This window comes from Microbacterium terregens, assembly GCF_039534975.1.
Classification (GTDB): Bacteria; Actinomycetota; Actinomycetes; order Actinomycetales; family Microbacteriaceae; genus Microbacterium; species Microbacterium terregens.
The window spans coordinates 2,946,516-2,969,890 of record NZ_BAAAWH010000001.1; the positions used below are offsets into that span (position 1 = coordinate 2,946,516).

24 protein-coding genes, 1 tRNA gene and 1 pseudogene are annotated in these 23,375 nt (G+C 67.4%); 11 read left to right on the top strand and 15 right to left on the bottom strand.

Annotated elements, in window-relative coordinates; translation table 11 throughout:
• Positions 1-12: 12 nt before the first annotated feature.
• The 3 genes and pseudogenes from ABD655_RS13725 to ABD655_RS16995 form a co-directional block, all read right to left on the bottom strand.
• Positions 13-630: a class I SAM-dependent methyltransferase gene (locus ABD655_RS13725; protein ID WP_344714762.1), complete on the bottom strand. Its 618-nt coding sequence runs from the start codon at positions 628-630 to the stop codon at positions 13-15.
• Entirely contained in the window at positions 627-1,064 is a 438-nt protein-coding gene (locus tag ABD655_RS13730) for a hypothetical protein (RefSeq protein WP_344714764.1), read from the bottom strand. Before ABD655_RS13730 ends, ABD655_RS13725 begins: the two co-directional genes overlap by 4 nt.
• Positions 1,065-1,079: 15 nt before the next feature.
• Positions 1,080-1,268: pseudogene (locus ABD655_RS16995) on the bottom strand (helix-turn-helix domain-containing protein); the annotation flags it as partial.
• A 70-nt stretch (positions 1,269-1,338) separates the two neighbouring features.
• On the opposite strand from ABD655_RS16995, the gene ABD655_RS13735 reads away from it, so the two are divergent.
• Genes ABD655_RS13735 through ABD655_RS13745 form a run of 3 tightly spaced genes read left to right on the top strand, consistent with a single transcriptional unit; the run spans position 1,339 to position 4,387 of the window.
• The gene (locus tag ABD655_RS13735; RefSeq protein WP_344714766.1) at positions 1,339-2,817 is read left to right on the top strand and encodes an MDR family MFS transporter; all 1,479 of its coding nucleotides are present in this window, start codon (positions 1,339-1,341) and stop codon (positions 2,815-2,817) included.
• Positions 2,814-3,752: an NAD(P)/FAD-dependent oxidoreductase gene (locus tag ABD655_RS13740; RefSeq protein WP_344714767.1), complete on the top strand. Its 939-nt coding sequence runs from the start codon at positions 2,814-2,816 to the stop codon at positions 3,750-3,752. The genes ABD655_RS13735 and ABD655_RS13740 overlap by 4 nt, the downstream gene beginning before the upstream one ends.
• Complete coding sequence (locus ABD655_RS13745; RefSeq protein ID WP_344714768.1) at positions 3,749-4,387, top strand: DsbA family oxidoreductase; 639 nt, start codon at positions 3,749-3,751, stop codon at positions 4,385-4,387. Before ABD655_RS13740 ends, ABD655_RS13745 begins: the two co-directional genes overlap by 4 nt.
• Positions 4,388-5,137: 750 nt before the next feature.
• Here ABD655_RS13745 and ABD655_RS13750 read toward each other — a convergent pair.
• Positions 5,138-5,860: an MBL fold metallo-hydrolase gene (locus ABD655_RS13750; RefSeq protein WP_344714770.1), complete on the bottom strand. Its 723-nt coding sequence runs from the start codon at positions 5,858-5,860 to the stop codon at positions 5,138-5,140.
• A 53-nt stretch (positions 5,861-5,913) separates the two neighbouring features.
• Between ABD655_RS13750 and ABD655_RS13755 the strand changes: the two genes are divergently transcribed.
• On the top strand, positions 5,914-6,456 hold the full coding sequence (locus ABD655_RS13755) for a TetR/AcrR family transcriptional regulator (protein WP_344714771.1): 543 nt from the start codon (positions 5,914-5,916) through the stop codon (positions 6,454-6,456).
• A 94-nt stretch (positions 6,457-6,550) separates the two neighbouring features.
• Here ABD655_RS13755 and ABD655_RS13760 read toward each other — a convergent pair whose 3' ends face one another.
• Complete coding sequence (locus tag ABD655_RS13760) at positions 6,551-7,423, bottom strand: oxidoreductase (RefSeq protein ID WP_344714772.1); 873 nt, start codon at positions 7,421-7,423, stop codon at positions 6,551-6,553.
• A 120-nt stretch (positions 7,424-7,543) separates the two neighbouring features.
• On the opposite strand from ABD655_RS13760, the gene ABD655_RS13765 reads away from it, so the two are divergent.
• The 7 genes from ABD655_RS13765 (at position 7,544) to ABD655_RS13795 (ending at position 13,894) form a co-directional block, all read left to right on the top strand.
• Complete coding sequence (locus ABD655_RS13765; RefSeq protein WP_344714774.1) at positions 7,544-7,960, top strand: winged helix-turn-helix transcriptional regulator; 417 nt, start codon at positions 7,544-7,546, stop codon at positions 7,958-7,960.
• Between the two features lie 506 nt (positions 7,961-8,466).
• On the top strand, positions 8,467-8,913 hold the full coding sequence (locus ABD655_RS13770) for a hypothetical protein (RefSeq protein ID WP_344714775.1): 447 nt from the start codon (positions 8,467-8,469) through the stop codon (positions 8,911-8,913).
• 328 nt (positions 8,914-9,241) lie between these two features.
• A complete protein-coding gene (locus tag ABD655_RS13775) occupies positions 9,242-10,063 on the top strand; it encodes an alpha/beta fold hydrolase (RefSeq protein WP_344714777.1) in 822 nt (273 codons plus the stop codon).
• 258 nt (positions 10,064-10,321) lie between these two features.
• The gene (locus tag ABD655_RS13780) at positions 10,322-11,236 is read left to right on the top strand and encodes an ABC transporter ATP-binding protein (RefSeq protein WP_344714778.1); all 915 of its coding nucleotides are present in this window, start codon (positions 10,322-10,324) and stop codon (positions 11,234-11,236) included.
• Between the two features lie 2 nt (positions 11,237-11,238).
• Entirely contained in the window at positions 11,239-11,979 is a 741-nt protein-coding gene (locus ABD655_RS13785; protein ID WP_344714780.1) for an ABC transporter permease, read from the top strand.
• Between the two features lie 2 nt (positions 11,980-11,981).
• A complete protein-coding gene (locus tag ABD655_RS13790) occupies positions 11,982-13,259 on the top strand; it encodes a sensor histidine kinase (protein WP_344714781.1) in 1,278 nt (425 codons plus the stop codon).
• The gene (locus ABD655_RS13795; RefSeq protein WP_344714783.1) at positions 13,256-13,894 is read left to right on the top strand and encodes a response regulator; all 639 of its coding nucleotides are present in this window, start codon (positions 13,256-13,258) and stop codon (positions 13,892-13,894) included. Before ABD655_RS13790 ends, ABD655_RS13795 begins: the two co-directional genes overlap by 4 nt.
• A 46-nt stretch (positions 13,895-13,940) precedes the next feature.
• On the opposite strand, the gene ABD655_RS13800 is transcribed toward ABD655_RS13795, so the two are convergent.
• The 10 genes from ABD655_RS13800 to ABD655_RS13845 form a co-directional block, all read right to left on the bottom strand.
• Positions 13,941-14,016 (bottom strand) — tRNA-Thr (locus tag ABD655_RS13800).
• An 84-nt stretch (positions 14,017-14,100) separates the two neighbouring features.
• Positions 14,101-15,690, bottom strand: a complete 1,590-nt coding sequence (locus tag ABD655_RS13805; RefSeq protein WP_344714784.1) for an alpha/beta hydrolase — start codon at positions 15,688-15,690, stop codon at positions 14,101-14,103.
• Positions 15,687-16,874: a DNA polymerase III subunit delta' gene (locus tag ABD655_RS13810; protein ID WP_344714786.1), complete on the bottom strand. Its 1,188-nt coding sequence runs from the start codon at positions 16,872-16,874 to the stop codon at positions 15,687-15,689. Before ABD655_RS13810 ends, ABD655_RS13805 begins: the two co-directional genes overlap by 4 nt.
• Before the next feature lie 10 nt (positions 16,875-16,884).
• Positions 16,885-17,598, bottom strand: coding sequence for a dTMP kinase (gene tmk, locus ABD655_RS13815; RefSeq protein WP_344714788.1), 714 nt, complete (start codon positions 17,596-17,598; stop codon positions 16,885-16,887).
• Positions 17,595-20,360: a type I DNA topoisomerase gene (gene topA / locus ABD655_RS13820; RefSeq protein WP_344714790.1), complete on the bottom strand. Its 2,766-nt coding sequence runs from the start codon at positions 20,358-20,360 to the stop codon at positions 17,595-17,597. The genes tmk and topA overlap by 4 nt, the downstream gene beginning before the upstream one ends.
• 67 nt (positions 20,361-20,427) lie before the next feature.
• A complete protein-coding gene (locus ABD655_RS13825) occupies positions 20,428-20,745 on the bottom strand; it encodes a helicase (protein ID WP_344714791.1) in 318 nt (105 codons plus the stop codon).
• Positions 20,745-21,083 carry a TadE family type IV pilus minor pilin gene (locus ABD655_RS13830; protein WP_344714793.1) on the bottom strand — a complete coding sequence of 113 codons (339 nt, stop codon included), beginning with the start codon at positions 21,081-21,083 and terminating at the stop codon, positions 20,745-20,747. Before ABD655_RS13830 ends, ABD655_RS13825 begins: the two co-directional genes overlap by 1 nt.
• On the bottom strand, positions 21,080-21,274 hold the full coding sequence (locus tag ABD655_RS13835) for a DUF4244 domain-containing protein (protein WP_344714795.1): 195 nt from the start codon (positions 21,272-21,274) through the stop codon (positions 21,080-21,082). The genes ABD655_RS13830 and ABD655_RS13835 overlap by 4 nt, the downstream gene beginning before the upstream one ends.
• Positions 21,275-21,330: 56 nt before the next feature.
• A complete protein-coding gene (locus tag ABD655_RS13840) occupies positions 21,331-22,263 on the bottom strand; it encodes a type II secretion system F family protein (RefSeq protein WP_344714796.1) in 933 nt (310 codons plus the stop codon).
• Positions 22,248-23,342: a TadA family conjugal transfer-associated ATPase gene (locus ABD655_RS13845; protein WP_344714798.1), complete on the bottom strand. Its 1,095-nt coding sequence runs from the start codon at positions 23,340-23,342 to the stop codon at positions 22,248-22,250. Before ABD655_RS13845 ends, ABD655_RS13840 begins: the two co-directional genes overlap by 16 nt.
• Between the last annotated feature and the right edge of the window lie 33 nt (positions 23,343-23,375).

Below are 23,375 nucleotides of genomic sequence, written 5' to 3' on the forward strand. Positions count from 1 at the left end.
GACCGTGACAGATCAGATTCGTTCTGCCCGGCCGATCACGTCGCGCAGCGCCGTGCTGTGGCCGCTGCCCATGGTCACTGCCCGTTCGCGAACTTCGGCGGTGCGCACTTTCCAGTGGTCCGGGGCGAGGAGTGCGTGGATCTGTTCTGGCGTGGTGACGGCGTTTTCGGGGTGCGCGTGGCTGTGGCCGTGCTCGGGGCTGTCGTGGTGGCCGACGATGAGGAGCGTTCCCCCGGGGGCGACCCACTCAGAGATGCGTTCGTAGAACGCGTGCTGGGCTATGGCTGGGTGGGCGTAGAAGGTGGTCACCAGGTCGAACTGCTGGCCCGGCGCCCATTGTGTGAGGTCCGCTGCGACCCACGTCACCGAGCCGACTCCGACCCCGGGGGCAGGTCGCATTGCGGCGCGGGTCAGTGCGTGGGCGGAGATGTCGACGGCGGTGACCTCCCACCCGTGTCCGGCCAGCCACGCGGCTTCGGCACCTTGCCCGCTACCGGCGTCTAGCGCCGTTCCAGGCCGCAGCAGGGTGAGTTCATCCTCCAGGGCGGGGTGCGCCGGCAGGCTAGGCGTGCTCCCGGCCGGACCGTTCCAGTGAGTCGCCCAGTACTGCTCGTCGAAGTCGTGATTCATCGGGCGTTTGCTCCGTTAGCACGGTTGAGCGCGGCACGTACGTTCTGGTAGACGTCGTTTAGCGGCGGCGGGACAGCGGTTGGATTTCCGTCTGCACGGCGGACCCATTCATCGAACGTGAGCCGCAAGCCCAGTGCGAAGGTCTCGGCAATCGCGTGCGCGTCCAAGGCGTCCATGCCTGGCCGGCGGCTGAGGACGGTGGCGATGTGCTCGGTGAGCCGCGCGTCGCGTTCCAGTCCTGCCGCCAGAAGTGCCGGGTTATCCCGCATCAGCCGCCGCACGCGCAGGAACCGGTCGCGGCCCGCGCGGTCGGCGTCGAACACCTCCGTCATCGTCTCCCATGCGCTCTCTAGTTCCCATAGTGGGCGGCGGGTCGAGACCTGTTCAGCGACCCCGATCAATTCCGATTCCAGGCCGGCGTCATCGACGAGCACTGCGGCTTCCTTGGTCGCGCAGTGACGGAAGAACGTGGTGCGAGAGATGCCGGCCGCCGCCGCGATGTCGTCGATTGTGGTCGCCGAGAATCCATCGCGTTCGAACAGGTCGACAGCCGCGATGGCGATCGTGCGTGCCAGCTCGCGACGCCGTCGTTCACGAAGGTCAGGGCTAGGCGGCGAACTTGGAGAATCCGAAGGCACAGTGCTACGTTAGCACTCCATCCCGTACTGGTACTAAGTGCCGACTGCACACTTTGTTTCGAGGAGTCTCATGACGGTCCACCCCGTGCGCACCACCCCCCCCACATCTGGAGCGCTGCGGACGAGCCCTGTGATCGCGCTGCTGCTCATCTCCGCGTTCGTGGTCGTTCTCAACGAGACCGCGATGGGCGTGTCAATCCCGCACATCATGGATGATTTTGGCGTCCCGGCGGCATCGGCGCAGTGGCTGACGACGGCGTTCATGCTGACGATGGCGGTGGTCATACCAGTCACCGGCGTGCTATTGCAGCGCTACACGCTGCGTCACAACTTCTTCAGCGCAATGAGCTTCTTCGCGTTGGGCACCGCGATCGCTGCGTTCGCGCCGACTTTCGAGTTGCTGCTCGCGGCGCGGGTTGTGCAGGCGTTGGGCACCTCGATCATGTTGCCGCTGCTGTTCACCACCGTGATGCAGCTCGTCGCCCCGGAGCGCCGGGGCCGCACGATGGGCCTGGTCACGATCGTCACCGCCGCCGCGCCCGCGCTGGGGCCGACCGTCTCCGGTGTGATCGTGTCCTCGTTGGGGTGGCGGTGGGTGTTCATCATCGTCCTCCCCGTCGTCGTGCTCGCGATCATCGCCGGCGCCGCCTGGCTGCGGAACGCGACCCCGACCATGCACGCCCGATTCGACATCGTTTCCGTGCTGCTGTCCGCAGTCGGATTCTCCGGCCTCATCTACGGGCTCGCCAGCATCGGAGAGCAGGCGGCGCAGGAAGGTGGCCTTCCCGCTGCGGTCCCGGTCACTGTCGGCGTGTTGGCCTTGGCCGGAATGGTGGTGCGACAGCTCGCCCTGCGGGACACGGACCGGGTGCTCCTCGATGTTCGCGTGTTCGCCGGCCGCCTGTTCACCATGTCGACGATCCTGGTCGTGGTGGTGTCCATTTCGCTATTCGGGTCGCTGATCCTGCTACCGCTGTACATTCAGCAGGTCCTCGGTGAGCCCGCCTATGTCGCGGGTCTCATGCTGCTGCCCGGCGGCGTCCTCTCGGGGGTGCTTGCCCCGTTCGTCGGCATGGCATACGACAAGGTGGGACCTCGCGTTCTGATCGTGCCCGGAGCAGTCATCGTGACCGGCGCAATGTTCGCGTTCTCCACCCTCAGCGCCGACACCGAGGTGTGGCTGGTGATCGCCATGCACGTGGGCCTCAGTATCGGCACCGCATTGATGATGACCCCCTTGATGACCACCGCTCTGGGCGCGGTCGCACCCAGGCTGTATCCGCACGCGAGCGCGATCGTGAACACCCTCCAGCAGGTGTCCGGCGCCGCGGGAACGGCCCTGTTCATCACCCTGTTCACCGTCGCTGCCACCGCGAACATCGGCACGAACCCGCTCACCGCCCTTGCCAGCGGCGTGGCTACCGCCTTTGGGGTCGGCGCCATGATCAGCGCCGCCAGCATCGTGCTGGCCGCCTTTCTCCGCAAGCCCCCCATCATCTCCGGCGAAGCCCCAGTGCCGACCGACACGAAGAATGAGGTCTCCGCATGACCACCACAGCTACCGAAATAGTTGTTGTCGGGGGTGGGTCCGCCGGCCTGAGCGCCTCGCTCACTCTCTCCCGCGCGCGCCGCCGTGTAGTGGTCATTGATAGCGGCGACCCTCGCAATTCCTCCGCTGACGGCGCGCACGGGCTCCTGGGCCAGGAAGGCATAGGTCCAATCGATCTGCTTCGAAAAGGACGCGAAGAGGTCAAGTCCTACGGCGGGCGGATCATCCACGCACGAGTGATCGACGCCCGCCCCGACGGTGACAGTTTCCGGATCGTTACCGACTCCGGCGATGACATCTCGGCACGCGCTGTGGTGATCGCAACCGGCACCCGCGACCAACTGCCGGATATCCCCGGTTTGCGTGAACGGTGGGGACGCGACGTGATCCATTGCCCCTATTGCCACGGCTGGGAAATCCGCGACCAGCGCATCGGCGTCCTCGGCACCGGACCGATGTCCGCCCTCCAGGCACTGATGTTCAACCAGTGGACTACGAACGTGCAATTCTTCCCGCAAGGGATCGATTATGGCGGCGACCTCGCCATGCTCGCCGCCACGGGCATCTCGGTCGGCTCACAAACTGTCGTCGGCATCGTCGTCCAGGGCGACCGTCTCACCGGCGTGCACCTCGACGACGGCTCCACCATGGCGCTGGACGCGGTCGTCGCGCCCACCGCCACACGGGCCCGGGTGGACGGGCTTACCGGGCTTGGGCTCGACATCAGCGAGTCCCCTGCCGGGACCGCAGTGACGGTCGACGCCGCCGGACACACCAGCGTGCCGGGCGTTTGGGCTGCCGGGAACGTCGCCCACCCCGCCACTCAACTCAGCGAAGCCGCCGCAAACGGTGCCCGTGTCGCGATGACCATGAACACCGAACTGATCTTCCAGGACGCCGAACGCGCCGTACAGGAAATGGAGAACGACCGATGAGCAGCACGGCAGCCCCAATCCGCATCGACGTCTGGTCGGACGTCCAGTGCATCTGGTGCTACATCTCCAGCGCCCGCCTGCGCGCCGCGATCGCCCGATACCGGGGGCCTGTCGATGTCGTCTACCACTCGTTCCAGCTCACCCCGGACGCCCCGGTCGACATCGACCGCGACGCCCACATCCGCAGCCACAAGGTCGACCCTGCCCGGATGCAGCAGACCATGAACCAGTTGCGGCAGCTCACCGCGCAGGAGGGACTCTCCTACGACCCGGATCGCACCCAGCCAACTAACTCCCGTCAAGCGCTCCAGCTCTTGCACCACGCCGGCGCGCTCGGGAAACGCGCGGATCTGACCCAGCGCCTCTTCGAGGCCTACTTCGCCGAAGGCCGGCACATCGGCCACGTCGACGAACTGCTGGCTATCGCGGAGGAAACCGGCCTCGACCGTAACGACGCCGCAACCGCACTCACCGACCAGCGCCACGCGGGTGCCGTCGACTCGGATATCCGGCAGGCACAACAACTCGGCGCCCGTGGGGTGCCGTTTTACGTCATCAACAACGCCTACGGCCTCTCCGGGGCGCAGCCCGTGGAACAGTTCCTCGCTGCCTTCGATCAGGCCACGCACCGGTGACCGGGTGAGCGACCACCGCCCGGCAGAAGGGGTAGATGCGCAGTGGTGCGAGGACGGCCTATGTGCCATGCCGCCTCGCACCCATCCGGATATGATCGCACCAGCAACGCTCGTCGAGCCGGAACCGCAGCGCGCCGGGATGCTTCACGCGGAACGCGGCGGCTGGAGGCTTTGAGCGGGGGTATTTGCGACGGCAGGGTCGCGATACGTCACCAACCGAATGCGATGAGGGCAGTCAAAAAGGGCGATGGGCCGCAGCGCGGCAGTTGACGCTACCGCTGAAGACGTCACGGACGCGGGAAACAGTCTCTAACCCACGCGAAGATGCCCTTAGTAGGCGGTCCATCGGATCGAGCGGCGGAGTCATCTGCGCCCTTGGCGTCTGCTGAGGCGAACCCGCCGTTTGATTGATCTCGATGGATAAACGACGGGCGGCCGCGTGGGCCATCGCGTGAACACTGGGAGTCGTGCGTTGCTTGCCATCGGAGTCCTAGCGGTGACCGCTGTGCCCGGGGCACGCCCCGGCCTGCCGGGTACAGCTGGTTCTTGAGCCGCACCCGCCCACGGGCCCCACAGGAGAGGGTGAAACAACCGGGCCGGTTGCGGCGCGAGCGCCGCAACCGCGAAGTCTCCCGCGGTGGGGTGCGAATGCGGCGACACACACGAGACCCTTGACTGCCTCGCTGTCGACGGCGGCTTCGGTGAGGACGGTGCCGCCATGAGAGTGGCCCACGAGCAGTACGAGGGCCACTACTTCACCTTGAGCGCGGCGGTCTCCACGGCAACGACCGCCGCCTCGACGCCAGAGTTCCATGGAGCTCCATGGCCTGGCAGCACCCACTTCGCGCCGGTGGCGACGATGGCTTGCAACGACGTGATTGCCTGGTCCGGGTTATCGGTAAACGGTGCGGGTTGGGGACCCTTCGCGCCGGTGAGCACGTGGCGGGTTGTGAGACCGTCGCCCACGAACACGGCATCTGCTATCGGGACGTAAACGGCGATGCTGCCCTCCGAATGCCCGGGCACCCCGATGATCTGGGGAGAGCCGGGCAAATCCAGTGTGTCGCCATCGCGTACCTCGACGACCTCGGTGAGCCAGGTTGTGCGCCACCCGCCCTTGCGAAGCGAGTAGGCCAGGAACCGGAGCAGCGGGCCCAGCTTCATCGAATGCTTCGCGGTTGCGGGCTTCGAGCCACCCTTTGCTCGGTCGACGTCACCCGGGTGAATGTAAATGGGCACTCCGTAGTCCTGGTGCAGCCGTTCGGCGAAGCCGACGTGGTCAGAATCACCGTGTGTCAGGATCACCCCCCTTATGTCGTCGAGTGAGCGACCTTCAGAGTTGAGTTCAGCGACCAGGTCGCGCCAGTGGCCGGCGAGGCCCGCATCGATCACGGTGACGCCCTCCGGCGCGACGATCAGATAAGCCGCAACGATGTCGTTGCCAACGCGGTGGAGAAAGTTGTCGAGTCTCATGGTGGCTATCGTACGTAGCCATCATGGCTACTGTCAATAGCTATACTGGGACTATGCCTACTCCTGACAAGACCTCTCTCGACGCAATTGTGCTGGCCGCGCGCGACCTTCTCGAAGAAGACGGGCTACCTGGTCTGACGATGCAAGCCATCGCCCACCGCGTCGGTGTACGGGCCCCCTCGCTTTATAAGCGGGTGCAGAGCCGGGATGAGCTGATCCAACTGGTGGCCGAGGCGAGTCTGACCGACCTCGCCCACCGACTGAATTCCGCTCCTGACCTCGTGCAACTCGCGGGCAGGTTCCGTGCCTTCGGCCACGAGCATCCTGCTGCTTTTCAGCTGATCATGTCGCCCGGGGCAGGGACGCCGGTTGCGCGGCCTGAATTTGGGGCAGAAGCGAGCACAGCCATCCTTCACCTGGCCGGCACGGTGGCCGGCGAAGACAATGCGCTTGAAGCCGCACGAACCCTCACCGCTTGGGCCGCCGGTTTCGTCAGCATGGAGCTGAATGGAGGCTTCAATCTCGGGGGAAATGTCGAGCATGCATGGGAGTTCGGTGTGGTGCGGATCGTGGCAGCGATCGGGGCCACCCCGTGACGAAAAAGGGACGACTCCTCCTGAGACCGTCCTTTCGGATATCGAGGGCAGGGCGTGGCGGGGGCCTGCGCAAGGCGCCCGCCACGCGCCGCGTCTACGCGTCGATATCGTCGAGCTCGCGCAGGTCTTCGCCCGAGAGCTCGAGGGCTGCACCGGCGATATTCTCACGTAGGTGCCTGCTCGAGGACGTGCCGGGAATGAGGAGGATGTTCGGCGACCGCTGCAGGAGCCACGCCAGAGCGATCGACATCGGGGTGGAGCCAAGCCGTGTGGCGACGGTGGAGAGCGCCGTGGACTGAAGTGGGCTGAAACCCCCCAGGGGGAAGAATGGGATGTATGCGATTCCTTCGGCTGCGAGCTGGTCGATGAGCTCGTCGTCCCATCGGTTGGCCAGGTTGTACATATTCTGCACCGACACGATCGGGGCAATCGACTGCGCGTGTGCAACTTGATCGGCGGTGGCATTGCTCACGCCGAGGTGGCGGATAACGCCCTGCTGCTGCAAATCGACGAGCGTCTCGAACGCCTCCGTGATGTCTTCCGGCACCGGGCCGTTGGCGTCTCCGAGTCGCAGGTGCACGAGGTCGAGGGAGTCGACGCCTAGGGTCTCGAGGTTGTCGTCGATTTGGGCGCGGAGTTCATCGGGCGTGCGGGCGGACGGCCATCCGCCCTGGGCGTCCCGGCGTCCACCGGCCTTGGTGGCGATGAACAAGTCGTCCGTATAGGGGTGAAGCGCTTCGCGGATGAGTTCGTTGACAACGCGTGGCCCGTAGGTCTCGGCGGTGTCGATGTGGGTGATGCCGCTGGCGACTGCGTCGCGGAGGACGGCGAGGGCGGCGTCGTGGTCTTTCGGTGGTCCGACGACCCAGGGGCCGGCGAGTTGCATAGCGCCGTACCCGAACCGGGAAACGGTGGTGTCGCCGAGGGTCCAGGTGCCGCCGGGCAGGGTGAGGGTAGATGTGCTCATTGGGTGCCTTTCAGGGCCTTGTGGAACAGAAGGTCAGGCTCCATCCTGGACGAACTACTATCTGTTGAGTAGTAGTTACCGAAAAGTGCGTAGATACCCCGGAGGGACTTCATGGCGACGATGACTGCGGCCGAGAAGAAGGCCGACGCAAAGGCGCAGTACAACGCTTTCCTCGCCGCGTGCCCGAGCCAGCAGTTGCTGGGGCGGGTCTCGGGCAAGTGGGTGACTCTGGTGTTGTCCGCGTTGGGCAGCGGCCCCGAGTGCGACGGCGACCCTCGTTCGATGCGGTACTCCGAACTCGGCCGTGTCCTTGCCGGAGTCAGCCCCAAGATGCTGTCGCAGACGTTGAAGTCCCTGGAGCGTGACGGCCTCGTCCGCCGCACGGCAACGGCGACCGTCCCCGTGACGGTCACGTACGAGCTGACCGACTTGGGGCTGTCTCTGCATCAGACTGTGCGACAGATCAAACTGTGGTCCGAGAACAACCGCGACGAGGTCGCCCGGCAACAGAGGCTATTCGACGCCGCCGCACGGTAGGGGCCTGCTCTTGACGCCTGCCATGCTAGTCAAAACCGTTTGAGACGGCCGAACGCCGTCGTGACCGATGACGAATGACGTCGTTTGTCGGGCAACTCGCCCGCCATCAGACGGAGTCTAACGGTGTTCCAACGTGCGCTCCAGAAGCGGGAGCGATGAGGATCCTGCTGACAAGTTCGTGGCGATGGTAGTCCACGTGCGGGACCGGAGCTGCACCACGCGTAACCCCGCTGGTTGTCGACAGCGTGGCGGGTGGCCGGACCAACCACCGAGCGATTACGGCGGTGACGACCTCGACCCGGGCCATCAGACGGCGGGGAATCCGCAGGGCCAACGTCTTCGGATGGACCGCCCACGACGCGTCGACGCCGGCTGTGGTGCGACCGGGTCAGACCTTCACTGGCTGGCTCCGACTGTGCTTTGCAGAGCGCAATGTCATCCTTAAGGAGTGTTCGGTACATCCGGAGGTGGACGCGCCAAATCCTCCGGTTGCGCACGATGGAGGTATGAACAAGCCTCCGCACGCTGCCCGCTATTTTGCCCTTCTCATCGCCGTTCCCCTCGCCATTGCCTTGTCCGGATGCTCGGTAGTCGACGAAGTCGCCCACAAGATGAAAAGTGTCTCCTTCGCTACTGCAGCTGAGGTTTCGGACGAGTGGAAGGGAGATGCCGCATGGTTGCCCTCCGACGCCACAGACATAATGATCCGTGAGTCAACCGTCAATGACACGGCAGTAATCCTCGCCACCAGCGCCGCCGCGCTCGACCCCGAACTTTGTTCCGTCGTTCCCCGCCGATCCCAGCCCGTCTACGAATTGGACGGTGCCCCCAGCGCCTACGACGCCACTGAAGCATATGCGTGTGGGCAATGGACCGTGATGGCGGCCGAGGATGGGTGGTTCGGATGGACCCCGAACCACCCCGACGAAGCAACGCAGTCGCCGACACCATAGAGCTCGCACAGCCCCTCCGCTGCAGGAGGATGCTCGCGGTTGGAGCAGTTGTCGCCACCGATCCAGCACATATTAGACACACCGTTCGCCGTGGCGGCGATCAGTCCCGGGTCGGTGGGATCGTCGTTCTCGCCGTATTTCGCGGCTCACAGCCGCCGCCGACAAGGCACCGAGCTGAGCCGCACCCCTGTCCCACCGGGGTGAAGCAAGCGGGACATTCAGCTCGGGCTGACCCTCCAGTTCCCCCGGCAGCGAAGCCCTCACGCGCCCGTCGTGAAACCCCGCCACAGCACCACTACAACACAACTGCACCACTACAAGGAGAACGATGCCTCACTTCACCACCACAGATGGAACCGAGCTCTACTACACCGATCAGGGAGAGGGGCAGCCCGTGCTGCTGAGCCACGGCTGGCCGCTCAGCTCGGACGCCTGGCAGGTCGAGGTCAAGCTCCTCGCCGACAACGGCTATCGCGCCATCGCTCACGACCGCCGCGGCCACGGGCGGTCGGCCAAAACCTACACCGGCAATGACATGGACACCTACGCCAAAGACCTCGCCGAGCTGGTTAAACACCTCGACCTCACGAACCTGGTCGTCATCGGCCACTCAACCGGGGGCGGGGAAGTCGTCCGCTACGCCGCTCAGCACGGCGTCGGCCGCGTCGCAAAGGTCATCACAGTCGGAGCGGTGCCTCCGCAGATGGTGAAGACCGACAGCAACCCGGACGGTCTACCGATCGAGGTCTTCGACGGCATCCGCGCCGGTGTTCTGAAAGACGCCTCGCAGTTCTACCGAGACCTCACCGAGGCATTCTTCGGAGCCAACCGCGATGGCTCCAACGTGTCCCAAGGCGCAAAAGATGACTTCTGGCGCCAGGGCATGCTGGTGAATCTCGCCGCCGCCTACGACTGCATCAAGGCGTTCTCCGAGACTGATTTCACGGAGGACCTCAAATCGCTGGACGTGCCGATCTTCCTCGCCCACGGCGACGATGACCAGATTGTCCCGATCGGCGCTGCAGCGATCAGGTCCGCCGAATTGGTGAAAGACGGCACGCTTAAGGTCTACCCAGGGGCACCTCACGGCATCCACGGCGATTACCAGTCAGAGCTCGGCAAGGACATCCTTGCATTCATCAGCAAGTAGCACCCTCCTGGGGCGCATCCGCCTCCCCGGGGGCCCACGTCGGAGGAGCGACCATGACGCAGCCCGCTGCAACACGCTCAACGGGCGACAACGAGTCATCGCTGCCAGCGACTGAGATTGGCGCCCTGGGCCTTCTCCATGCACTCGGCCGCTCGGCGACGCATCAACCGATCGGTGGATGAGCGCATCCACCGGCTGTCGCCACAAGACAGCCGCACGGGCGATTCGTCGCGCTGGCCCCTGCACCAGGCTGGAGCCATGGCAATCATCGAGGTCAACGATCTGGTCAAACGCTACGGCGACCGCGCAGTGGTGGACGGCGTCCGATTCGACGTCGAGGAAGGCGAGATCTTCGGCATCCTAGGGCCCAACGGGGCAGGCAAGAGCACTCTCGTAGAGAGCATCGCAGGTCTCCGCATTCCCGACGGCGGAACTATCCGGGTCGCCGGGCTCGATCCGCACCGTGACCGGGGTGAGCTACCGCAGGTGCTCGGTGTCCAGCTGCAGCGGAGCGAGTTACCCGGCAAGCTCACGGTCGGTGAGGCGCTGGACCTCTACCGTTCGTTCTATCGCGAACCGCTGGACTGGCGCGAGCTGATCGGACCACTGGGGCTCTCCGACAGGGTCCGAGTGCAGTATCGGCATTTGTCCGGCGGGCAGAAACAACGCCTCTCCATCGCGCTCGCGCTGATCGGTGATCCGAAGGTCGTCATCCTCGATGAGCTGACCACCGGGCTCGACCCGCAGGCGCGTCACGACGTATGGGATCTCATCGAGAACGTGCGAGCTCGCGGTGTCACCGTGATGCTCGTCTCCCATTTCATGGAGGAGGTTGAGCGCCTCTGCGACCGGCTGGCGGTGATTGACGGAGGGCGCCTTGTCGCCCTCGACACGCCTGCCGGACTCATCCGGCAAACCCAGGACCGACAGCGGCTCCGGTTCCGCCCGTCCGCACCGATCGACCCCGCCCTACTGAAGGCCGTTCCCGAAGTCGTGTCCGTCGAGTCGGCTGGCGGCATCCTCGTTGTCACCGGCACCGGGGAGCTCCTCCTCGCCGTGACGAGGGAGCTCGATCGCCACCACGTGACCGCAACCGATCTGCGCCTGGAGCAGACCACGCTCGAAGACGCGTTCGTCAGCCTCACCGGCCGTTCCATCGAGGAAAGGAATTGATGATGTCTGCGCTCCCGCAGCTCACGACCACCGAGACAAAGCTGTTCTTCCGCGACCCGATGACGTGGACGTTCGCGCTAGCCGTCCCGCCTCTTCTGTTGGTGATCTTCGGCGCGATCCCGCTGTTCCGCGAGCCCGACGCCGCTCTCGGCGGACTACGGGTCATCGACCTCTACGCGCCGATCCTCGTCGCAGTGGGGATCAGCATCCTGGCCGTCTACAGCCTGCCGCAGCAGTTCGCCGGCTACCGCGACAAGGGGATTCTGCGGCGGATGCGGACGACCCCAGTCAGCCCCGCGAGCTTGCTGGGCGCGATGCTCCTCCTGTTCGCACTGCTATCGCTGGTGACGGTGGTGATCGTGCTGGCCCTCGGGCGAGTGGCCTTCGCAGTGGAACTCCCCGGCAACGTCCTCGCGTACGTCACGGCGATCGTCCTCACCGCGGTCGCGCTCCTCGCGATCGGGCTGCTCATCGCCGCACTCGCGCCGAGTGCGTCGAGCGCAAGCGCGATCGGACTGGTGCTGTTCTTCCCGCTGGCGTTCTTCGCCGGGCTGTGGATTCCGCGCGAATCAATGAGCGACGTGCTGCGAACGATCTCCGACTACACCCCCATCGGGGCGGGCGTGCAAGCATTGCAAGACGCCACGGCTGGAAACTGGCCCTCGCTGCTCCACATCGCCGTTCTGCTTGGCTGGTCGATCCTCGCGGGGGGTACGGCCGCCCGATATTTTCGATGGGAGTAGGAATGAGCATCGAGACAGAGCTGCGTGAGGATATCGCGCGAGCCGAGCGTCGTGAGAGCGTGTTCTACGCCGTGCTCCCGTACGTGTTGCTGGCGATCAGCACCGTCCTCACGCTGCTGCGGAACGGGTGGGGGGAACGGGTCGACCTCCCCGCGGCACTTGGTCTCACGCTTGTCACCACGGTGTGGCTCGCACGGTTCTCCCACGCCCAGGGCGGTCGGCGAAGCGGAACTCTGATCGCCGTCTCCTACACAGGGCTGATGATCACAGCGGCCGCCCTGGTCGTACTGTCCCCTTGGTACGGGATTTTCGCGTTCGTGGGCTACATCCACGCGTTCCTCCTCCTTACCGGACCCTGGCGATACCTCGGCGTCGCGGCCACCTCGATGATCATGGCCGTGTCGTACGTGGGGGGATGGGACACCATCGCCGAGGGCAACTGGGGCGTGTGGGCTGCGATCAGCGCGGTGACCGGTGTGCTCGCCGGGACGTCGTTCTATTTCGCCGATTCCACCGATGTGAACGGTCGGAAGCAGAAGCGGGTCCTCGCGCTGCTCCACGACGCCAACGCCAAGCTTGAGGCTGCGCTGGAGGAGAACTCAGGGCTGCACGCACAGCTGCTGGTGCACGCCCGCGAAGCGGGAGTCCTCGACGAACGGCAACGAATCGCAGGCGACCTCCATGACACCCTCGCACAGAGCCTCGCCGGTATCCTCACCCAGCTGCAAGCTGCCGAGCAGACCATGGTCGACGCGCCTGAGGCGCGCCGGCATCTGACGAACGCCTTGGCACTTGCCCGCGAGAGCCTCACCGATGCGCGCCGCACCATCCATGCCGTCGAACCGGACGCGCTCGCCCACGCGCAGCTGCCCGAAGCCATCGGGGAAGTGACCCGGCGGTGGGCGGAGGCGCATTCGGTTGATGCTGTGTTCGCAGTCACCGGGGATGCGCGCCCGCTGCACACCGATGTGGAGGCGACGCTATTGAGGGCAGCACAGGAGGCGCTCACCAATGTCGCCAAGCATGCCAAGGCCGGTCGCGTCGGCTTGACGCTGTCGTACATGGAAGACCTCGTGACCCTCGATGTGCGCGACGACGGGGTGGGTTTCGCGCCGGATCCGGCGCGAACCACGACATCCAGGGATGGCGGGTTCGGACTCACCGCAATGCGCCATCGAGTTCGGCTATTGGCCGGTCGTGTCGTGATCGAGTCTGAGCCCGGCGCCGGAACTGCTCTGTCAGCCACGGTCCCGGCCATTCCTGTAGGAAGCACACAGTGATCTCGCTATTACTCGTGGACGATCACCCGGTAGTCCGTGACGGGCTCCGTGGCATGTACAGCGCGGACCCGCGGTTCGAGGTCGTCGGCGAAGCCAGTAACGGCGCGGAGGGAATCGCCATGGCGGTGGCCCTCCGGCCCGACGTGATCATCATGGACCTGCGGATGCCGGGAAGCGACGGCGTGAGCGCGATTCGAGCCCTCGCCGAGCGCGGCATTCCGTCCCGCATTCTGGTCCTCACCACCTACGACACCGACAGCGACGTCGTTGCGGCCATCGAGGCCGGCGCCACCGGATATCTCCTCAAGGACTCTCCGCGAGAGGAGCTCTTCCGAGCGACAGAGGCAGCCGCGCAAGGTGAGACGGCGCTGGCTCCGACGGTCGCAGCACGACTCCTCGGGCGGATGCGCCGCCCCTCGGGTGGCGGCCTATCGCAGCGGGAGGTGGAGGTGCTCGAGCTGATTGCGCGCGGCTCGACCAACCGTGAGGCCGCGCGCCGGCTCTTCATCAGCGAAGCGACCGTCAAGACGCATCTGCTGCACGCCTACACCAAGCTCGGCGTGAACGATCGCGCGGCAGCCGTTGCCACAGCGTTCTCCCGCGGATATCTCTCGCATGACAACAATGACGAGTGACGGCTCAGTGCCGGTGGCACGGTGCGACCAGTCATGTTCAGGTCTGTGGAGCCACCTAAGGGAATCGAACCCTTGACCTATTCATTACGAGTGAATCGCTCTGCCGACTGAGCTAAGGTGGCGTGCTTTCGCTTGCGCGATGCACGATCATCGATCTTACAGTGTCGCCGGAGCCCCCGCGAACCCGCGGAGATCCGGCATCCGCCCTATTCGCATCGCAGCCCGTCCTCGGGCACGACACCATCCAGCAGATACGCCTCGACGGCCGCGTCGACGCACGCATTGCCCTTGTTGTAACCGGTGTGCCCCTCGCCGACCCGCGTCACCAGAACACCCGACGCGAGCTGGTCTGCCAGCGCGACGGACCACTCGTACGGCGTCGCCGGATCGTTCGTGGTCCCGACCACCACGATCGGGGCGGCGCCGTCCGCGGAGATCGCGCCGCGGGTGCCGCTCGGCGGGTACGGCCACACGGCGCAGGGATCCACGCCCGACCAGTACGGTGCGATCGTGGGCGCCTCGGCGGCGAGACGCTCGTCGCCGGCCGCGTCCTCCTCCGGGGTTATCGCGGGATAGTCCATGCAGTTGTATGCCCGGAACGCCTCCGTCGAATTGTCCAGGTAGGTGCCGTTGGCACGGTTGTAGTAGAAGTCCGCGAGCTGGAACGCCACCGCGGGATCGCCCTCCAGCACATCGGTCAGCGCCGCGGTGAGGAAGGGCCAACTGCCCTGGGCGTAGAGTGCGGCGACGATGCCGGTCAGCAGCGAGTCTGCCCCCAGCATCCTGCCGTCCGGCGCGGGAAGAGGCGACCGGTCGACGCTGGCCAGCAGTGTGCCCAGATCTGCCATGGCCTCGTCGACCGTGCCTCGGAACGGACAGTCCGACCCGTCCAGGCACGCGGCCATGTATGCGCGGAGCGCGGATTCGAAACCGATCCCCTGAACGGTGCCGACGTCCACGAGCGAGACGGCAGGATCGACGGCGCCGTCCAGGACGAGACGCCCGACGCGGTCCGGGTACAGCTTCGCGTAGGTCGCTCCGAGGAAGGTGCCGTACGAGTATCCGAGATAGTGCAGCTCGTCGTCGCCGAGGACGGCGCGCAGCAGGTCCATGTCGCGGGCGGCGTTCTCCGTCGTGATGTGGGGCAGGATGCCGTTGCTGTTCGCGTCGCAGGCTTCCGCGAACGCCCGGTTCTCCTCGGTGCTTTCGGCGTTCCACTGATCGGAGCCGCGTCGACCGGAAGGGATGGCGAAGAGGTAGGAGTCCATGTCGGCCGCGTCGTAGCAGCGCACCGCGGTCGATGCGCCGACGCCACGCGGATCGAACCCGACGACGTCGTACCGCTCCTGCAGCGGTTCGCGCGCGGCGAAGTCGACGCTGTCCCGGACGAGGTCGACGCCGCTCGCTCCGGGCCCGCCGGGGTTGACCAGCAGGGAGCCGATGGGTGCGCCCGAGAGCGCGCGCTGCCGGATCACGGAGAGCTCGATATCGCCCGCGCCGGGATCCGACCAGTCCAGCGGCGCGGTGACCGTGGTGCACTCGAAGGCGTCGCACGGCGCCCAGGAGAGCGGCTGCGCATAGAACGGCACCAGGTCGGCGGCGACTCCGTCCGTATCGGGAGCAAGGCTGGCGGTGGAGGTCGGCGGCGATTCCGGGATGAGCGAGGAAAGGCATCCGGAGAGGGCGAGCGATGCCGCGGCCAGTCCCGCGACGAGAGCGACGAGTCGACGAGTGCGTCGCGCTGCTCCTGGCGCTCGACGTCGCGGCGCAGCACCCGACGGCAGCGGGGTGTTCACGGGGTCCTTCCGCTCGCGACCGTCACGAGCATGCTCTCCAGAGCGAGGGTCGGTGCAACGTTCTGCTCCAGATTGCGTCTGGTCTCGGCGATGCGATCGAGGACGACGAGCGTGCGCTCGGGGGTCCATGCCGCGGCCAGTGCACGCAGTTCCGGCTCGAGCTCGCGATTGATCAGGTCGCCCTCACCGGGGCCCCCTCGCCCGAACTGCAGCATCACGACGTCGCGGAACATCGACTGCAGATCTGTGAGCACCCGGTCGAGGCCGTCGCGGAGGCTTCGGGTCGCGCGACGCTTCTGATCGTCCTCCAGGGCGCTCAACTGGGAGCGCACCGCGGGGGGGACGGCAGCGCCTTCGGCGATGCCGAGCGTGCGCAGCAGGCCGGCGCGCTCCGCGCTGTCGCGTTCGGCGGTCAGGGCCTTCGCATCCTCCGTCGCCGCCTGCACGACGCGGCCGGCCACCTCGACGGCGTCGCCGACGCCGCGCACGGCCAGCACGCCGCGCAGGGTCTGGTCGCGGCGCATGCGCGCGGGGGCGTCGGTCGCGAGCCGCTGCGCCATTCCGATGTGCCGCTGCGCGTGGCGCGCGGACTGCTCCGCGACGGCGAGGTCGATGCCGGTACGCTGCGCGATCAGGCGCGCGACGTCCGCGATGTCGGGTTCGCGCAGTCGCAACGTGCGCACGCGCGAGCGGATGGTGGGCAGAAGGTCCGCGTCGCTCGGTGCGCACAGCACCCAGACGGTCCGCTCGGGCGGCTCCTCCAGCGCCTTCAGCAGCACGTTCGAGGTGCGCTCGACCATGCGGTCCGCGTCTTCCATGACGATGACGCGGTACCGACCGAGGGACGGGCCGAAGTACGAGCGCTCCACGAGAGCGCGCGCATCCTTGATGGAGATGATCACGCCCTCCGTCCGCAGCGCGGTCATATCCGGATGGGTGCCGGCCAGAACCTGGCGCATGGCCTGCTCGTCGTCGTCCGCGATGAGCGCGGCGGCGAACGCGTATGCCAGCGTCGATCGCCCCGACCCGGGCGGGCCGGTGATCAGCCACGCGTGCGTCATCGACGCGGGATCGGATGCCGCGGCGCGGAGCGTCGCGACAGCATCGTCCTGCCCCCAGACGGCACCCCACGGCACTTCGACCGCGGTCGCCGTGGAAGCAGCCGCGATCGCCGCGCTCTCCATGGCCTCCAGCCTAATCCGCAGTGTCGACGGCGGCGCGCTCGTCCCGGTCGTCGAGGAGCAGTTGCACGCGGCCCTGGATGTCGGTCGCGAGGTCAGCCGATACGCGAGCGGCGTCGAGGACGAGGAACCGCTCTGGGTCTGCGGCGGCGAGGGCGAGGAACTCCGCGCGCACGCTGTCGTGGAACGCGCCCTGCTCGGCCTCCAGCCGGTCGAAGGGCTTGTCGTCGGCGTCGAGCCGGTCTCGGGCGGTGGACGGGTCAAGGTCGAGCAGCACCGTCAGGTCGGGGAGCAGGCCTTCGACCGCCCACAAGGACAGGTCGCGCACCTCGTCGCGTCCGAGGACCCGGCCGGCGCCCTGGTAGGCGACCGACGAATCAAGGTAGCGATCCTGGATGACGACCGCACCACGGGAGAGCGCGGGGCGCACGACGGTCGCGATGTGCTGCGCGCGATCCGCGGCGTAGAGCAGCGCCTCGGCGCGGGGCGCCACTTCGCCGCGGTGATGCAGGACGATGTCGCGGATCAGCACGCCCACCTCGCTGCCACCGGGTTCCCGGGTCCGCAGCACGACGTGACCGCGGGCGACCAGCCACTCCTCCAGGAGCGCGGACTGCGTGGTCTTGCCGACCCCGTCACCGCCTTCGAACGTGACGAAGAGCCCGGTGGCCGGCCCGCTCGCGGCGCCGGCTGGGGCGTACGTCGCTTCGGGAACCTCGAAGGTCACTTCTTCGCCGGAGCCTTGCGGGTGGTAGCCGCCTTGCGCGCGGGAGTGCGCTTGGGGGCAGGACCCTTCGCACGCTTCTCGGCGATCAGCTCGACGGCACGCTCGAAGGTGATGTCCATCGCGACCTCGCCTCGGGGAATCGTCGCGTTCGTCTCACCGTCGGTGACGTAGGGCCCGAAACGCCCGTCCTTCAGCTTGATGGGCTTGCCGCTGACCGGATCGTTCTCGAACTCCTTGAGCGCGCTCGATGCGCGCCGAGCGCCGTACTTCGGCAGCGCGTAGATCGCGAGCGCCTGGTCGAGGGTGACGTCGAAGATGAGCTGCTCGGAGTCGAGCGTGCGCGAATCGGTGCCCTTCTTGAGGTACGGCCCGTAGCGTCCATTCTGCGCGGTGATCGGCTCTTCCGACTCAGGATCCACGCCGACCGTGCGCGGCAGGTCGAGCAGGCGCAGCGCGGTCTCCAAGTCGATCGTGTCGACGGACATGGACTTGAACAGCGACGCGGTGCGCGGCTTGGGCGCGGCATCCTTCTTCGTCGCCTTCTTCTTCGTCCCCGAAGCCGGTTCCTGAGCCTGGGGTGCGGCGAGGACCTCTCCGGTCGCCTCGTCCACCGCCGTCGGGTCCTCGGGTTCGGTCTCCTCGACGTACGGTCCGAAGCGCCCGTCCTTGACGACCACGAGCTTTCCGGTCTCGGGGTTCTCCCCGAGCACGCGGTTGCCCGCGACCGGGGCGTCGATCAGTTCCTGCGCCTTCTCGGGCGTCAGCTCGTCCGGTGCCAGGTCCTCGGGGATGTTCACCCGGCGGGGCGGAGCGTCGGCGTTCTCCGGATCGATGATGTCCAGATACGGACCGTATTTGCCGAACCGCAACGTGGTGGTCGCGCTGATCGGCGTCGCGTTCAGCTCGCGAGCGTCGATCTCACCGAGGTTCTCCACGATGTTGCGCAGCCCGGGCTGGGTGTCGGAGCCGAAGTAGAACTCCCGCAGCCACGCCGTGCGCTGCTGCTCGCCGCGGGCGATCGCGTCGAGGTCGTCCTCGAGGGCCGCCGTGAAGTCGTAGTCGACGAGGTCCGCGAAGTGCTCTTCGAGCAGGCGGACCACGCTGAACGCGAGCCAGCTGGGGACCAGCGCCTGCCCACGCTTGGTGACGTATCCGCGGTCCAGGATGACGTCGATGATGCTCGCGAACGTGGAGGGCCGGCCGATGCCCTTCTCTTCGAGCGCCTTCACGAGGCTGGCCTCGGTGTAGCGCGGCTTGGGGGTGGTCGCATGACCCTTCGGCTCGACCTCTTTGAGCCGCAGCGTGTCCCCGATGGCGAGGATCGGCAGCGACTGGTCGTCCGCCTTGTCGGCGTCGCTGCGCTTCTCGTCGCGACCCTCTTCGTACGCCTCGAGGAACCCCTTGAACGTGTACACCGTGCCGGATGCCGTGAACTCAGCCCGCTGGACGGCACCGTCGACGGGTGCGTCGACGGTGAGCGTCACGGTGGTGGTCTCGTACTTGGCGTCCGCCATCTGGCTGGCGACGGTGCGCTTCCAGATGAGGTCGTACATCCGCTGCTCGTCGCGGTCCAGCTCGCCGGAGACCGAGGCGGGGGTGCGGAACTGCTCGCCGGATGGGCGGATCGCCTCGTGCGCCTCCTGCGCGTTCTTGCTCTTGCTGCGGTACACGCGGGGGTTCAGCGGGACGGCTTTCTCGCCGTACAGCGACACGGCCTGCTCACGGGCCGCGGTGATCGCCTGCGTGCTCAGCGCAGTCGAGTCGGTGCGCATGTAGGTGATGAACCCCTTCTCGTAGAGACGCTGCGCAACGCTCATGGCGTGCTTGGCGCTCATCGAGAGCTTGCGACCGGACTCCTGCTGCAGGGTCGACGTGGTGAAGGGCGGCTTCGGGCTGCGTGTGCCGGGCTTGGATTCCAGGGCGGTCACGGATGCTTCGCCGACGCCCTCGATCGCGGCGGCGAGCGTGCGCGCCTTGGCCTCGTCGAGGACGACGACGACCTTCTTGAGCGCCCCACGGTCGTCGAAGTCGGTGCCACGGGCCAGTGCGGCGCCGTCGACCCGTGCGAGACGGGTGGTGAAGGATGCTTCGTCCGGCTCGGGCGAGGACTTCGTCAGCGCGAGCGCTTGAACGTCCCAGTAGGCGGCGGAGATGAAGGCCATCCGCTCGCGCTCCCGATCGACGACCATGCGTGTCGCCGCCGACTGGACTCGACCGGCGCTCAGCGCCGCGCCCTCACGGCCGCTGCCGACCTTGCGCCACAGCACGGGCGAGACGTCCCAGCCGTACAGGCGATCCAACAGGCGTCGGGTCTCTTGCGCGTCCACGAGGGCGAGATCCAGTTCGCGCGTGTCTTCCACGGCAGCGCGGATCGCGTCCTTCGTGATCTCGTGGAAAACCATGCGGCGCACGGGCACCTTCGGCTTGAGCACCTCGAGAAGGTGCCACGCAATGGCCTCGCCTTCCCGGTCCTCATCCGTGGCGAGCAGGACTTCGTCGGCGTTCTTGAGCGCGCGCTTGAGCTCGGCGACCGTCTTGGTCTTCCGGTCGTTGACGACGTAATAGGGGTCGAAGTCGTTGTCGATGTCGATCGAGTACTTGCCGTACGCGGTCTTCTTGTCGGCCGGGATGTCCTTTTTGCTCGCGAGATCGCGGATGTGACCGACCGAACTGAGTACCTCGTAGTCATCGCCGAGGTAGCCCTGGATCGACTTCATCTTCGTCGGTGACTCGACGATGACGAGCTTCTTGCCTGTTGCCAACGGGGGCGTCCTTTCTTCGAAGCACACCATACACACCACTCGGCAGGCAGGCGCTGTGAACGGCGGCTCATCGCGGGGGGCCAGCGCGTGCCGATGCGGTCGCGGCGAACCGCCCGAACGCTCCCCCTACGGTCACCGTCACGACCAGTTCGTCCAGGTCGCACGCGACGATCTGGGCGGCGCCCGCCCCCGCGACCTCGGCGGCCCGTGCGCACGGTTCCCCCTCGACGGCACCGGATGCCGCGTCGGCCGCGGCGAGCGCTGCGGCATCCGCCACTCCCGCCAGATTCTGGGAGAAAACCGCCGCCGAACCGGCCGTCACGAGACTCAGCGACAGCGTCGCCGTGCACGCGAGCACGCCCACGCAGAGCAGCGTTCCGGCCATCAACGACCCCCGTCGAGGGCGCAGCTGACAGCGTTCAGCGCGAGCGGCAGGACGTCGACGGCCGGGGCGTTCACGCGGACGCACACGAGGTCGCCACGCTCGTCGATGACGACGCGTGCGCCGGGGACCGCGGTCGCGACCACCCCGGGCGCGGCGCCGGGCTCGCCGCGTGCGGCGAGACGTGCGGCGTCGGCCGCGGCATCCTGAAGTCTCACCTGCCGGGCGCACGCGCCGAGGGCGCCGGCGCTGAGCAGCAGGACGAGCGCCACCGCCGGCAGCGCGACGGCGAACTCGGCGACCACCGAACCGTGGTCGCCGCCGAGTCCGCGGCGCTTCATGCGACGGTGAGCGCGCGTCGCACGAGATCCGTGAGGATGCCGCGCACTTCGTCGCTGCGCATGATGACGACGAGGAGTCCGGCGAACGCGACGGCGGCCATCGTCGCGATCGCATACTCCGCGGTGGCCGCGCCGGTGTCATCTCCGAAGAGCTGCGCGGCGCGGGCGCGGGTGAGACGGGGCAGTGACATGGGTGTTCCTTCCGGTCGGTGGGCACGGGTCGGCGGGCACAGGGCGGTGGGCACGGTCAGATCGACAGGGGCATCGAGGTCATCACGCTCAGGAGCATCGGCGCGACCCCGAGCAGGAGGAAGGCCGGAAGCGTGCACACCCCCAGCGGGAGCAGCAAGCGCGACGACAGGCGCGCGGCACGCATGCGGCCCTCGACACGGGCCCGGTGCCGCGCGAGGGTCGAAGAGGCGCGGAGCAGTTCGACAGCAGGGACACCCGCCGAGCGGGAGAGGTCCAGGACAGCGTCGGTCGCGGCATCCGTTCCACCTCCGGTCGCGCTGTGCACGAGACGGCGCGCGCGCTCGATCGAGACCCCGCCGCTCAGCGCGATGGCCAGCAGCTCCGCGCCCAGGCCCGGGATGCCGGTCTCTGCGCGGGTTCGCTTCACCAGCGCGGCGTTCCACCGGTGCGCCGCCAGGATCAGCGCAGCCCCGAGCACGAGGCACGCGATCCCCAGCGGATTGCCCACGAGTGTTCCGAGCGTGTCGAAGCCGAGCGCGACGCCCAGAAGGACCGCCACGAGCGGAAGCCATCCCATCAGCCTTGCGGTGGCGGCCGGTTCCGCCAGGGCGACGCGCACCTCGTCGGCCGCCTCCTGCGCGTCGCGCAGTGCTGCCGACAGCGCGCGCAGGCTCTCTGCGAGCGGCGCGCCGACGGCAGTGGCGACCTCCCATGCGGCAGCGACGTCCTGCCACGGGTCCGGCGGTGCCGACGTCGCCGGGGCGACGAGCCACCGTCGACGGGGAACGGCCGGGGCGGACGCGAAGGTCGCGATGGCGGCAGCGAGCGGCATGCCGTCCGCGACGCCCGCGCTCACCCGGGCCGCGTCGGTATCGCCGGTGTCGGCCAGGTACGTCCATGCGCGAACGGGCGCGATGCCCGCCTGCAGCAGCACCGCAAGGCGCAGGACCGTCTCCGCGGTCGACGACGTCGTCACACGGCGGGCCACGGGAGCTCCTCGATCTCCAGACGCCCGTTTGCGCTGATCACCGGGCGCCCTGCTGCGGTGAGCCTGCGAACCCCGTCCTCGCCCCGGGCCACGTGCAGGACGAACCCGATGGCACTGGCCGCCTGACGCGCGAGCGCCCGATCGTCCAGTCCGGCCAGGGCCCCGAGCGCCTCCAGCCGCGCAGGCACGTCGTGCAGCCCGTTGGCGTGCATCGTCCCCGCCCCGCCGTCGTGACCGGTGTTGAGCGCGCCGAGCAGCTCACGCACCTCCTCGCCCCGGCATTCGCCCACAATGAGTCGGTCGGGCCTCATCCGCAGCGCTTCGCGCACAAGTCGGGGCAGACCGATGGCTCCCGCGCCCTCGAGATTGGCCTGCCGCGCCTCGAGCCGGACGTGGTGCGGGTGCTCGACGCGCAGCTCCGCCACGTCCTCGATCGTGACGATCCGATCGGCTGCCGGCGCGCACCCGAGCAACGCGGCCAGCAGCGTCGTCTTCCCGGCGCCGGCCGCGCCGGTGATCAGGAGATTCGCACGTACCGCGACGAGCTTCTCCAGCCGCCCGCGGGTCGGCGCGTCGAACATCCCCCGGAATTCGAGCGCGGCGAGGTCCGGGCCATCCAGCCGCGGGACGCGGATCGAGATCGCCGTTCCCTCCGCCGCGACCGGGGGAAGCACCGCGTGCACGCGCATCCCTCCTTCCAGGCGGACGTCCACGCACGGGGTCGCATCGTCGATGTGGCGTCCCCCGAGCCCGATGAGCGCGACGGCGAGATCGCGCACGTCCTCTTCTCGTGCCCGCCATTCCTGAGCAAGAGCGGCGCCACGACCACGGTCGACGAACAACCCGGCGGCGCCGTTGACGAAAAGATCCGTCACGTCGGGGTCATCGAGGTACCGTGCCAGCGGCTCCAGAACGGGATGCCGCGCGCCGACCCGCACCGGTCGGGTCGGCGGGGCGGGTGCGATGCGCGCAGCGTTCCGGTCGGGCGAGCCAATGAAACGGGCATCGCGGGGCACGCGGTGACCCGATGGCCGCGAGTCACTCACGACTCGCGGCTGGACGACGAACCGTTCGGTCATGCCTCGACGCTAGGTCGACATGTCAACGCGCCG